This window comes from Flavobacterium succinicans (assembly GCF_001662485.1).
Lineage (GTDB): Bacteria > Bacteroidota > Bacteroidia > Flavobacteriales > Flavobacteriaceae > Flavobacterium > Flavobacterium succinicans_A.
This window is the reverse complement of sequence record NZ_JMTM01000017.1, coordinates 54,640-67,622: the sequence shown is the minus strand read 5'-3', so window position 1 is coordinate 67,622 and position 12,983 is coordinate 54,640. Positions and strand designations below refer to the sequence as shown.

Here is a 12,983-nt window from a genome sequence, read left to right as displayed (position 1 = left end):
TAAAAAAAATGAAGCCCTTTTTTATAACTTTTATTTACCTGTGTATAATCCTTAGCTCGTGCCAAGCACAAACCTCAAAGAATATAGAATTACTAGAAGCCCCAGCTTTTGCAGAAAAAATAAAAAATATCCCAAATGCACAAATACTTGACGTAAGAACGCCTCAAGAATTTGCAGGCGACCATATAGAAAATGCCCAAAATATAAATTGGCTCAATGCTGATTTTGCCACAAATGCTACAACATTAGACAAAACAAAACCGGTTTTTGTGTACTGCAAAGCAGGAAGTCGTAGTCAAAAAGCTGCCGAAAAATTAGCAGAAATGGGATTTACAACCATTTATGACCTAAAAGGCGGCATTCTAAAATGGGAAGCAGCTGGACTTTCAAAACCAAGCGAGAAACGTATCGGAATCAACAAACAACAATTTGAAGCACTTTTGAACTCAGACAAAAAAGTACTAATCAATTTCTTCGCGCCTTGGTGTGCGCCTTGCAAAAAAATGGAACCGTACATTTTAAAAATGCAAAAAGAAAATAACGACAAAGTGGTTATTGTTCGTTTGAACGCCGATGAAAACAAAACGATTATGAAAGAATTAAAAGTAGAAGAACTTCCAACCCTACTTTTATATGAAAACAAAAACCTAAAATGGAAAAGTAACGGTTTTGTAAGCGAAGAAGATTTGAAAAAACAAATACTATAAGTTATGGTTTCGGAAAGCACGATACAATTCTTGAAAGATTTAAAAACCAACAACAACAGAGAGTGGTTTTTAGACAACAAAAAACGATACGAAGTGGTAAAAAAAGAATACTATCAATTAACCGCTGATTTCCTGGATAGTATGAAGCCTTTAGATCCAGCTTTAGAACTTTTAGAAGTAAAAAACTGTGTATTCAGAATCAATCGCGATATTCGTTTTTCAAAAGATAAATCACCATATAAAACCCATTTGGGCATTTGGCTTTCTACTGGTGCCAAAAATGCTGAAGCGGCTGGATATTATTTACAAATCGATGCCGAAAATCCTTTTGTTGGCGGCGGAATGTATTGTCCGCAACCCGAACAAATTCAGAAAATTAGAAAAGAAATCAACTTTTTTTATGACGATTTGGTAGCTATAACTAGCGACAAAGATTTCGTATCTAATTACAAAGCACTGAATCGTGACGAAAATTCAACGTTAAAAAATCCGCCAAGAGGCTACGAAAAAGACAATCCGGCGATTGAGTTTTTAAAGTTAAAAAGCTATACCGCCACAGAAAACTTCAAGCCTGAACTTTTGACACACAAAGATTTCATTCCGTTAATGGTCCAAAAAATGATTGCTTTGCGACCGCTAAACGAATTCCTCAACAGAGCCTTAGAAATAGAATAACCTGTTTGCAACAGACAAAATAATTATCCTTATGGAAATCCTCGAAAATTTTTCATTAAAAAAATACAACACCTTTGGCATTGAAGCCAAAGCCAAACAATTCGTTGCCGTTCACTCTCCAGAAGAATTGCAAGAAGTACTTGCAACACATCCCAACGAAAAAAAATTCATTTTAGGAGGAGGCAGCAATATGCTGTTAACCCAAGACGTTGACGCCTTGGTCATCCACATCGATTTGAAAGGAAAAAAGATAATCGATGCCAATGACAATTTTGTTTGGGTCGAAGCCCAAGCTGGCGAAAACTGGCACGAGTTCGTGCTTTGGACCATCGAGCAAGATTTTGGTGGATTGGAAAATATGTCGCTCATTCCCGGAAATGTAGGCACCACTCCCGTTCAAAACATTGGCGCTTATGGCACCGAAATCAAGGATACTTTTGTTTCGTGCCAAGCGATGCACATAGCCACTCAAGAAATCAAAAATTTCACCAATGCCGATTGCCATTTTGGATACCGCGAAAGCATTTTCAAAAACGAAGTCAAAGGCCAATTCGTAATCACCAGCGTGATTTTCAAATTAACCAAAAGAAATCACCACATCAACATCTCTTACGGCGATATTACCGGAGAATTAGCAAAAAAAGGCATTACACAACCCACGCTAAAAGACGTGAGCAACGCCGTAATCGCCATCCGACAAAGCAAATTACCCGACCCAAAAGAATTAGGCAATAGTGGTAGCTTCTTCAAAAACCCAATACTTCCAAAAGCCGATTTCGAAAGCATTCATAAAAAATTCCCCGAAATGCGCTTCTTCGAGGTCTCTCCTACCGAGGTCAAAGTGCCTGCAGGTTGGCTTATCGAGCAAGCGGGCTTCAAAGGCAAACGCTTTGGTGACGCCGGAATTCATAAAAATCAAGCGCTAGTGCTGGTCAATTATGGCAACGCAACGGGGCAAGAAATCGTGGCAGTCTCCAAAAACATCCAAGAAACTATTTTCAACACCTTTGGCATCCACATCGAGGCCGAGGTGAATATCATTTAGGAGCAAAACAATAGGCTTTTCAGAAACAAGGTTCCCACTTTCCGCTACAATCTTTTGTGCCGAACCCCGGCACAAAAGGATTTTCGCTGCAATCGGGGCTAGCGAGCCACAAAAGGCATTTTTGCAATCATCCAAAAAACGTAAAAAATCAATGTACACACCCGATATTTATCAACTCGAAAATCCAGCTCAGATTCGTAGTTTTCTTAAAGAAAACGCTTTTGGCATACTCATCAATCAAACCAACGGAAAATTGTGGGCTACCCATATCCCAATGGAATTGGATTATAATAGCGAAGGTAAAGAAATTTTGCACGGTCATCTTTCCAAAGAAAACCCTCAAGGCATCGCTTTTGAAGATAACACCGAAGTTTTAGCTGTTTTTACGGGGCCGCACGCTTACATTTCGTCTTCTTGGTACGACCACGAAAACGTCCCCACTTGGAATTACACCGCCGTTCACGTATACGGAAAAGTGAAAATCATTCACGGAGAAGCTGTAATTGATTCTCTAACAAAATTGGTAGACAAATACGAACAAACCTCAGCTTGTCCAGTAAAAGTTAGCGAATTATCCAAAGCTACGATGCGACAAGCCAAGGGCGTAATTGGTTTTGAAATCGAAATCACTCAAATTGAAGCGACACAAAAAATGTCACAAAATCGGGACGACCACAATTACAAAAACATAATTCAAGAATTAGAAAAAACACAATCTCCTTCAGCTATTGCCGTTGCAGAAGAAATGAAAAAATTAAGAAAGTAAATCACCGTTTGCATGGAAAGTTTACAATTGATAATTAACTTTGCAGCCATTTTATCAGAAACCAATTAGCACAATGTTTTTATATCTACTCTACTTTTTTATCGTCCTTATTCTAATTCAATTCGTTTATTATATTGGCGTTTTTAGAAAATTTTCTTTTGCAAAACCCGAAGCAATTAAGGCTAAAAACCTCCCTATTTCGGTTATTGTTTGTGCCAAAAACGAAGAAGAAAACGTTAAACAATACATTCCAATTCTTGCGCAACAAGACTACCCTACCTTTGAATTAGTGCTAATTGACGATGCCTCGAGCGACGAAACATTAGAGGTTTTCGAAGCCTTTGAACAACAATACCCAAACATTCGATTAGTAAAAGTAAAAAATAACGAAGCCTTTTGGGGCAATAAAAAATACGCATTAACCTTAGGGATTAAAGCCGCAAAGCATGAGCATTTGTTATTCACCGATGCAGATTGCTTCCCACTTACCAAAGACTGGATTACCAATATGTCCGCTCATTTTGACCGAGACAAAAAAATTGTGTTAGGCTATGGAGGTTATACTAAAATCGCCAATTCATTTTTGAATAAAATCATTAGATATGAAACGGTTTTAACAGCTATTCAATATTTTTCTTGGGCCAAAATAGGAAAGCCATACATGGGTGTTGGCCGCAATTTAGCCTACAAAAAAGAAGTTTTTTTTGACGTAAACGGATTTATTGACCACATACAAGTACGCTCTGGCGACGATGATTTATTTATCAATCAAGCAGCGAATTCTGAGAATACTACTATTGCCATCACACCAGAAAGCTTTACGTATTCTGAACCTAAAAAAACATACAAGGAGTGGTTCAACCAAAAAAGAAGACATATTGCCACAGCAGAGCATTACAAACTAAGTGACCAAATTCAATTGGGAATATTTTATTGCACTCAATTATTATTCTTAGTAGTGGGCGTAATTTTATTGGCTTATCAATACCAGTGGATTATCGTTGGGAGTTTAATCGCATTTCGCTATCTTTTTACTTGGATAAGTTTTGGAATAGGCGCCAAAAAGTTAAAAGAAAAAGACATCATCTATTGGTATCCTTTACTTGAAATCTGGCTTTTATTAATGCAAATCAATATCTTTATTACCAATATTTTTTCAAAACCTGTACATTGGAAATAAACAAAAAAATTGAAAAAGCTAAAAAAGGAGATCAAATCGCCTTTACTTTCATTCTAGATCATTACTGGAATGAAGTTTACGGCTTTATGCTCAAAAGAACCGAAAACGAAACCGATGCGGAAGACATCACTATCGAAACTTTCTCTAAAGCATTCGATAAAATTAGCACCTACAACAGCGAATTTCAATTCAATACTTGGCTCATTGCCATTGCAAAAAATGTTCATATTGACTTATTGCGCAAGAAAAAATCAAATCTTTTTGTAGAAATCACCGAAGAACAAGACCGTCAAGCACAAAACATTGCCGACACAACTCCATCAGCGGAAGATGAATTGATTACGGAACAAAATTTATCTCGATTGTTGCAATTCATCAAAGAATTAAAACCGCATTATCAAGAAGTCATACAATTACGCTATTTTCAAGAATTAAGTTATCAAGAAATTGCCACCAAAATTGATGAACCCATCAGTAATGTAAAAATCAAACTTCTGAGAGCTAAAAAGTTACTAGCCGAAATTATCCAACAAAAACGCTAATTTCATCAAGAAGCCAAACTTCTTTTTTTTGATTTTCACAATAAAAACAACACTTTACCACACATTACATCTTTAAAAAGTTAAATACTTGAAATAATTTCTACCATTTAACACAATAACAAAACACTTGTAGCCGTTGTTAAATATAAAAATACTGCTTATGATTCTATAGTTACCTAACCTCTAAAACTATACACCATGTCAAAATTAAGTATTTACGAAAACCGCTGGATTGATCTTGTTTTTGAAGACAAAAACAAAAATTATGGAGCCTATCAATTACGACAAGAAAGTACAAAAAACACAGTATCTGCATTTTTTCTTGGAGTTGTATTAATTATCACTATCATCAGCATTGCATTGGTCATTAACAAGCTAAGCCCAAATACCATCGCTGTGCCTGAAATCCCAGAAACTATATTTCGACCAATAGATTTAGACGAAATCATTCCGCTAACACCTGAAGAACCTGTTAAAAAAACAGCACTCCCAACGGTAAAAAATCCTGTAGAAAACGTGGTAACCACACAAAAAATGACCAATCCTCAGATTGTTAATGCTCAAGCAGCTACTCCAGAGGTTCCTAAAAACAATGAATTCTCACAATCTAGCGCTTCAACTTCTGGCACAGGAGACGCTACAACTGGAACGGTAACTACTGCAATACAAGGCACAACTCCCGAAGTAGAAGTACCCAATAATAGCATTGTAAACACCGCCATGCTAGACAAATCTCCAGAATTTCCCGGCGGAATGAAAAAATTCTACAATTACGTTGGGAATAATTTTTCAAAACCAGACATCGAAGGATTAGAAACCATCCGTGTATCCATAGCTTTTGTCATTGAAAAAGACGGAAGTATGACTGATATTCGCGTCTTAAAAGATCCTGGATATGGATTAGGACAAGAAGCCATTAGAGTATTAAAATCATTAAAAACAAAATGGACTCCTGGCATATTAAATGGCAAGCCCATGCGAACAGCTTACACCCTGCCCATAGTCATCAAATCAGAATAATCACCAAAAGCAGAGCTAAATGTTCTGCTTTTTTTTTTATGATTCTAGTCAAAAAACTGATGGGTTAACTTCTTTTTTTCAAAACAACTTTGCCCTATCTTTGTGACTCTGAAAAATGAAGATATGGAAACTACAACAGATAATACATTACCAATAGGCAAACCAAAATGGTTAAAAGTAAAATTACCTATTGGACAAAAATATACCGAACTACGAGGATTAGTAGACAAATATAGCCTAAACACCATTTGCACATCAGGAAGCTGCCCAAACATGGGAGAATGTTGGGGCGAAGGAACCGCAACGTTTATGATTTTAGGAAATATTTGCACTCGCTCATGTGGTTTTTGTGGCGTCAAAACAGGTAGACCAGAAACCATTGACTGGGACGAACCAGAAAAAGTAGCGCGATCAATAAAAATCATGAACATCAAACATGCAGTAATCACAAGTGTAGACAGAGATGATGTAAAAGATGGCGGATCAATTATTTGGAACGAAACGGTAAAAGCGATTCGAAGAATGAACCCAAACACTACTTTAGAAACGCTAATTCCAGATTTTCAAGGCATAGAAAGAAATATTGACCGCATCATTGAAGCTAATCCCGAAGTGGTTTCACACAATGTAGAAACCGTAAGAAGACTAACTCGCGAAGTTCGAATTCAAGCCAAATACGACCGAAGCTTAGAAGTCTTGCGTTATTTAAAAGAAAAAGGCATCAACAGAACCAAATCCGGAATCATGTTAGGACTCGGGGAGCAAGAAGAAGAAGTTTTTCAAACACTTAGAGATTTGCGCAATGCTAATGTTGATGTTGTTACTATTGGACAGTACTTGCAACCTAGTAAAAAGCACCTTCCTGTAAAAGAATTCATCACACCAGAACAATTTGCAAAATACGAAGCCTATGCCTTAGAACTTGGCTTCAGACATGTAGAAAGCGGACCACTTGTTCGCTCTTCATACAAAGCACAAAAACACATTTTATAAAAGGATCCAAAAAAAAAAGGACCGCAGAAACATATCAATACATTGAAAACAAGAATTGCAATTAATGGTTTTGGACGGATTGGACGTAATTTATTTCGTCTTTTAGTCAATCATCCAACCATCGAAGTTGTCGCTATAAACGACATTGCTGATGTAGCGACGATGGCGCACTTAATAAAATACGACAGTATTCATGGAATCTTACCTGAAAAAGTAAGTCATGATACTACTAGTTTAATCGTAGCCGACAAGCATTACTTGTTTTTCAATGAAAAAAACATAGCCAACCTAGATTGGAAAAAACACAACATTGACTATGTAATCGAATCTACAGGTAAATTCAAAACTTTCGAAGAAATTAATGCCCACATTATAGCAGGAGCCAAGAAAGTAATTCTGTCCGCCCCAGCCGAAGTGGAAAATATAAAAACAGTAGTTTTGGGTGTAAACGAGAACATACTCGATGGCACTGAAATTATAATCTCTAATGCGAGTTGTACCACCAATAACGCAGCGCCCATGATTCAAATCATAGATGAATTGTGTGGCATCGAGCAAGCTTATATCACCACAATACATTCGTATACAACAGATCAAAGCTTACACGATCAACCTCATAAAGACCTTAGAAGAGCACGTGGCGCAAGTCAATCCATTGTTCCAACCACAACAGGAGCCGCCAAAGCACTCACAAAAATTTTCCCTAAATTAGAAGGCAAAATTGGAGGCTGCGGTATACGCGTACCCGTCCCTGATGGCTCACTGACTGATATTACTTTTAACGTAAAAAGAGCCGTTACCATTGAAGAAATCAACAAAGCCTTTAAAAATGCTGCTCATAATGAGTTAAAAGGAATACTGGATTACACCGAAGATCCTATTGTTTCTGTAGACATAATTGGCAACACACACTCTTGTCTTTTTGACGGCCAGCTTACTTCTGTTATAGATAAAATGGTAAAGGTTGTTGGGTGGTACGACAATGAAATAGGCTATTCCTCTAGAATTATTGATTTGATTTTACACACAAAACAGGAATACAAAAAATGAAGCAACAAATAAGATACTTTTGGATTGTATTATTAGTCAGTAGCACTATGCTATATGCTTCGACTACACAAATCATCGATAGTATTTCTATTTATCATAATTTATCACAATACAACTTCAAAATTTACAATTACGAAAAAGCCATTCATTTTGCGAATAAAGCTCTAAAATACAGTCAAACCACCAAAAACATTGAAGCGCAAATCGAAAGAAATTTTGTGCTTGGCAAGCTGTATTTTGATTTGAAAAAATTCAATGAAGCTCAAAATTATTTTGAACAAAGCTTTCAATTGAATACCAAAAACCCCGTTGATTTCGATAAATTAAAAGCCATCTATTTTGTAGGCTATTGTGAAATTGAAAAAAAAGAATGGAACGAAGCCTCTCTTTCTTTTGCGAAAGCAGACCGATTAACCATTACACCTGACCTTATAAATAAGGTTAACCCGTTGCTTTTAAAAAAAGCAAAATTATACTTCAGCAACAATCAATCCGAAATTGCTTCAATTAACTTTGATCGACTTCTTGCAAATAAAGACACTGCTACTGAAAAAAGCAGCAAAGAAGAAGCATACTTCTATAAGGGAATCATTGCCTTGCAAAGCAAAAACTATACTATAGCTCGTGATTTTTTAGAAAAAGCATTGGAGTTAAATAAAATTACCCAAAACCTAAAAAGTAAAGGAGATATTTTACTGCAACTTAGTAAATGCTATAAAGGAATGCGGAATTTTGACCAAGCTTATGCTTATCTTGAAGAGCATCATTTGCTAAGAATACAGTTAGCCGAAATTATAAGCTCAAAACAAAACCAAGAGAATTTAAAGAAACTCAAACATGATGAAGAATACAAAGCCATTTTAAAGGAAAAAAAAGAACAACAACAAACGAAAGAAACCAATAAATACTCCAAATTAATCAACATTTTAGCTATTGCTTTAATCACGATTTTGTCACTTTTGAGTTTGTCCTTATACAAAAACAACATCATAAGAAATGAAAGTAATAAACTATTAAAAGAAAAAAATCAAGAATTAATTATTGCCAAAAATAATGCTGAAAAAGCCTCTAAAGCCAGAGCTGAATTTCTCTCGACAGTGAGTCATGAATTGCGCACGCCGCTCAATGCAATCAACGGAATAACCCATTTATTATTAGAAGAAAATCCCAAAAAATCACAACTAAATTATTTGACCTCACTACAATTTTCAGGTAATCATTTAGCCACTTTTATTAATGAGATCCTTGAAATTAATAAAATTGAATCCAATAAAATTGAATTAGAAAGCATTCCTTTTCACCTAAAAGAATTACTTGAAAACATTCAAAGTTCGCTCAATAAATTTGCATTGACCAATAATAATGAATTCAACTTAGAATTTGATGACAACATCCCGAATTATCTCATCGGAGACCCAACAAAACTCTCCCAAGTTTTCTTGAATTTAATCAATAATGCTTTGAAATTTACCCGAGACGGAAAAGTTACTATTGTAGCCAAATTGTTTAAATCAAAGGAAGAAGAAGTTGTCAAAATTAATTTTCAAATCATCGATACCGGAATTGGCATCCCCAAAGAAAAGTTCGAACTGGTTTTTGAAAATTTCACACAAGGCTCTGTAGAAATTAACAGAAAATATGGTGGAACCGGACTAGGCTTAACCATTGTAAAAAAATTAGTCAAAGTCTTGGGAGGAAAAATAAAACTTGTCAGCGAAGAAGGAAAAGGCTCTACGTTCTCATTCACCTTACCTTTTAAAATCGCAGAAAGCCTTGAAAAATCTTGTGATAAAATAGTAAATTATGACGAAGAGCATTTCAAAAGCAAAAAAATATTATTGGTAGAAGACAATAAAATCAACCAAATGATCACCAAAAAAATGCTTGAAAACAAAGGCATTGTGTGTCTAATCATCGATAATGGAGAAAGCGCAGTAAAACTGATGCACAATCACGATTATGACTTAGTACTAATGGACGTCCATTTGCCTGGCATTAATGGCACAGAAGCGACCAAACAAATTAGAACTTTCGATATAAAAACACCAATCATAGCCTTGACCGCAATATCATTGGATGAAAACAGAGAAATGCTGCTTTCTTACGGAATGAATGATGTCATCACGAAACCATTCATTCCTGAAGAATTTTATACTATTATTTCTAAATATATTGCTAACTAATACGTTAAAACAAGCTCACGAATTAACTGTCTCACTTTAGGCTCTGCACCTTTGGCTGCCTCGAGCACTTCATCATGCGAAATAGTATCTATACTAGCTGCATCACCCATGTCTGTAATGACCGAAATCCCAAAAGTTTCTACATCCATATGACGAGCTACGATAACCTCAGGCACAGTAGACATTCCAACACAATCAGCGCCAAGTATTTTGACCATTTTATATTCTGCCAAAGTTTCAAAAGTAGGCCCTTGCAATCCTAAATAAATTCCAAGATTAATACTGATCCCTAAATCTACTGCCAAAGCGGACGCATGAGCAATCATTTTTCTACTATAAGGTTCGCTCATATTGACAAAACGAGGCCCAAAACGTTCGTCATTCTTGCCACGCAAAGGATGTTCTGGCAAGAAATTGATATGGTCTTTCAACACCACTATCGATCCAACTTGATAGTCAGAATTGACTCCACCCGAGGCGTTAGAAACAATCAATTTGGTCATCCCTAAATACTTCATTACTCGAACAGGAAAAGTCACTTCTTTCATAGAATAGCCTTCATAAAAATGGAAGCGCCCTTGCATCGCTACAACTTTTTTGTCACCAATAGTTCCAAAAACCAAGGCACCTTTATGACCTTGAACCGTTGATACTGGAAAATTTGGAATCTCATTATACGGCAAAGTATATACTATTTCCATTTCTTCTGTAAAACTTCCTAATCCCGATCCTAAAATCACACCATACTCGGGTGTGAAATTGATTTTATTTTGAATAAAACTAACGGTTTCTTGAACTTGTTCCCACATAATTTAAAATTGTTTGATCGAATTCTTTTTCATTATTAATAAAAGAACTTCGAATTGGTAAATAATACAATTGCTCGAAAAGAATAGAATCTTTCAATCGAACATAATCTTTTTCGGTAGTAATAATTTTTCTACCCTTGGCTTGCTTTTGAATGGCTATAATTTCGCTTTCGCTAAAATTGTGATGATCTGGAAATGTTAAACAAATATCATTTTCTTTTTTTAGGTACTCAAAAAAAGGTTCTGGTTTTGCAATTCCTGCCAAAAGCAACTTTGATTCATTTCCTAAATCGATTATTTCTATCTTTGAATCTTTAGCATAAATCGAATCTTCATAGTCGACAAAAGTAAAATATAATTGCTGATTATCGGCTAGCTTTAATCGGCTTTTAACACTTATTTGTTCTGCCATAGACAGGTTCTTCGGGCATTTCGTAACCACCACAATCGCAGCTCTTTGAGCACCACTGCGACTTTCTCTTAAATTTCCTGTAGGCAATAGAAAATCATTGGCATATAAATCTCCGTAAGCGGTCAATAGCATATAAAAACCTGCTTTTACTTTGCGGTGTTGATAAGCGTCATCTAATAAAATAATTTCAGGAGTACTCTTTTGGGACAACAATTGTTCGATACCGTTTTTTCTATTGGCATCTACAGCCACTTGAATAGCAGGAAACTTTTGAAAAAACTGAAACGGTTCATCTCCCAAAATAGCTGCATTAACCGATGCATCAGCTAGCAGAAACCCTTCGGATTGTCTTTTGTACCCTCGACTCAAAGTCGCCACGCGATATTTACCTGAAAGTAAACGAATCAAATATTCAATTTGCGGGGTTTTGCCCGTTCCGCCAACGCTTAAGTTTCCTACCGCAATAATGGGTATTGGAAATGCATACGATTTTAAAAATCCAACATCAAAAAGAAAATTACGGATAGTCGTTATAACGCCATATATAACAGCAAAAGGAAAGAGTAAATTTCGGAGTAATTTCATGCTACGAAATTATAACAAATTGAACATTTGCACTACAAGATCTCAAGAAAAAAGTCTTTACTCCTTGTTCTTACCAACTAGTTCGAGATAAGCGGTATGTTTTTTAAGCAAAAAATCCAGCAAAGTCAATTCATCTTTGTTTATAAAAACTTTTTTTGATTCAGGATCTTCGTTACAATAGACCAAGAAATTATTAATTCCATTTTTTTGAAGTCCTAGTTTCTGCTGATAAAAAGTTTCGTTCAAACTAGCTTTAGCATAAGCTATGAAATCTTCCTCAGGTTGTTTTTCTCGTTTTGGTTTATCTGGATTTTTGAAAAGACTAAATATTTTTCTTCCAATTTCCATCAAATCCATTCCATTGGTTATCGTGCCATCATAGACAAAAGGATTTTTGGGATGAGCAGCTTCCTTACCAATTCGAGCTGCAGCCGCTTGCTCATATGTAAACTTAGGCACTTTTAATTTAGTATTTTTAACGACAACTTCATCCAATTCTACAGCCGACCTAATGAGTTTAATCCCCAATTGCTTCAACTGAAAGTACTCCGGAACAACAACCATCTTTTTAAAAACATACTCTTTTGAATAAAATGCTAAAACGTCTTTATTTTTGGCTGAAATCTCAAAAAAACCTCGACTATCGGTTTTGGTACTTTGCTCTGTATTTAAATTAATTACCTCTACTCCAATTGCAGCAATTGTATCACACATCACTTTTCCTTTCAACAAAGTAGTGGTTTGCGAAAAACCAAAAGCGAAAAACAAAAGTCCCAAAATCAAAAGCAATTGTTTCATGGCCACATAAAAATTAGACTACAAAAATATTCAATTCATGTATTTTATTTCAAAAAATATCCTAATTTACTGTTAACGAAAGCCTAAATAATGTCAACCTAAACAAACGCCTTTTCAGGGAATTCACCTATCAAAAAAGGCAACTATGAATAGTACAAATGAGTACTAATTTTTATTAATTCTAAAAATGGAATTGCACTAATTTTATAGCTTACAAG

At 35.6% G+C, this 12,983-nt stretch carries 13 protein-coding genes; 10 read left to right on the top strand and 3 right to left on the bottom strand.

Annotation, left to right across the window (positions count from 1 at the left end; all coding sequences use genetic code 11):
• Positions 1-8: 8 nt before the first annotated feature.
• From FLB_RS02375 to FLB_RS02330, 10 genes are all read left to right on the top strand, one after another.
• Entirely contained in the window at positions 9-707 is a 699-nt protein-coding gene (locus FLB_RS02375; protein WP_064714366.1) for a thioredoxin domain-containing protein, read from the top strand.
• A 3-nt stretch (positions 708-710) separates the two neighbouring features.
• On the top strand, positions 711-1,382 hold the full coding sequence (locus tag FLB_RS02370) for a DUF2461 domain-containing protein (RefSeq protein WP_064714365.1): 672 nt from the start codon (positions 711-713) through the stop codon (positions 1,380-1,382).
• Between the two features lie 31 nt (positions 1,383-1,413).
• Complete coding sequence (gene murB, locus FLB_RS02365) at positions 1,414-2,427, top strand: UDP-N-acetylmuramate dehydrogenase (RefSeq protein WP_064714364.1); 1,014 nt, start codon at positions 1,414-1,416, stop codon at positions 2,425-2,427.
• 151 nt (positions 2,428-2,578) lie between these two features.
• On the top strand, positions 2,579-3,193 hold the full coding sequence (locus FLB_RS02360) for an FMN-binding negative transcriptional regulator (RefSeq protein WP_064714363.1): 615 nt from the start codon (positions 2,579-2,581) through the stop codon (positions 3,191-3,193).
• 73 nt (positions 3,194-3,266) lie between these two features.
• Positions 3,267-4,373 (top strand): glycosyltransferase, encoded by a 1,107-nt coding sequence (locus tag FLB_RS02355; protein ID WP_064714362.1) that lies wholly within the window; start codon positions 3,267-3,269, stop codon positions 4,371-4,373.
• Positions 4,364-4,915, top strand: coding sequence for an RNA polymerase sigma factor (locus FLB_RS02350; protein ID WP_064714361.1), 552 nt, complete (start codon positions 4,364-4,366; stop codon positions 4,913-4,915). The genes FLB_RS02355 and FLB_RS02350 overlap by 10 nt, the downstream gene beginning before the upstream one ends.
• A gap of 198 nt (positions 4,916-5,113) precedes the next feature.
• The gene (locus tag FLB_RS02345; RefSeq protein WP_064714360.1) at positions 5,114-5,935 is read left to right on the top strand and encodes an energy transducer TonB; all 822 of its coding nucleotides are present in this window, start codon (positions 5,114-5,116) and stop codon (positions 5,933-5,935) included.
• 123 nt (positions 5,936-6,058) lie between these two features.
• Positions 6,059-6,928, top strand: a complete 870-nt coding sequence (lipA, locus tag FLB_RS02340) for a lipoyl synthase (protein ID WP_064714359.1) — start codon at positions 6,059-6,061, stop codon at positions 6,926-6,928.
• A 42-nt stretch (positions 6,929-6,970) separates the two neighbouring features.
• Positions 6,971-7,978 carry a type I glyceraldehyde-3-phosphate dehydrogenase gene (gene gap, locus FLB_RS02335; protein ID WP_064714358.1) on the top strand — a complete coding sequence of 336 codons (1,008 nt, stop codon included), beginning with the start codon at positions 6,971-6,973 and terminating at the stop codon, positions 7,976-7,978.
• Positions 7,975-10,161, top strand: coding sequence for an ATP-binding protein (locus FLB_RS02330; RefSeq protein WP_231891034.1), 2,187 nt, complete (start codon positions 7,975-7,977; stop codon positions 10,159-10,161). Before gap ends, FLB_RS02330 begins: the two co-directional genes overlap by 4 nt.
• Here the strand turns inward: FLB_RS02330 and FLB_RS02325 are convergent.
• Genes FLB_RS02325 through FLB_RS02315 form a run of 3 tightly spaced genes read right to left on the bottom strand, consistent with a single transcriptional unit; the run spans position 10,158 to position 12,765 of the window.
• A complete protein-coding gene (locus FLB_RS02325) occupies positions 10,158-10,970 on the bottom strand; it encodes a purine-nucleoside phosphorylase (RefSeq protein WP_064714357.1) in 813 nt (270 codons plus the stop codon). The two genes, FLB_RS02330 and FLB_RS02325, sit on opposite strands and share 4 nt — an antisense overlap.
• Positions 10,942-11,967: a tetraacyldisaccharide 4'-kinase gene (gene lpxK / locus FLB_RS02320; protein WP_064714356.1), complete on the bottom strand. Its 1,026-nt coding sequence runs from the start codon at positions 11,965-11,967 to the stop codon at positions 10,942-10,944. The genes FLB_RS02325 and lpxK overlap by 29 nt, the downstream gene beginning before the upstream one ends.
• A gap of 57 nt (positions 11,968-12,024) precedes the next feature.
• Positions 12,025-12,765, bottom strand: a complete 741-nt coding sequence (locus tag FLB_RS02315; protein ID WP_064714355.1) for a hypothetical protein — start codon at positions 12,763-12,765, stop codon at positions 12,025-12,027.
• Positions 12,766-12,983 lie beyond the last annotated feature (218 nt).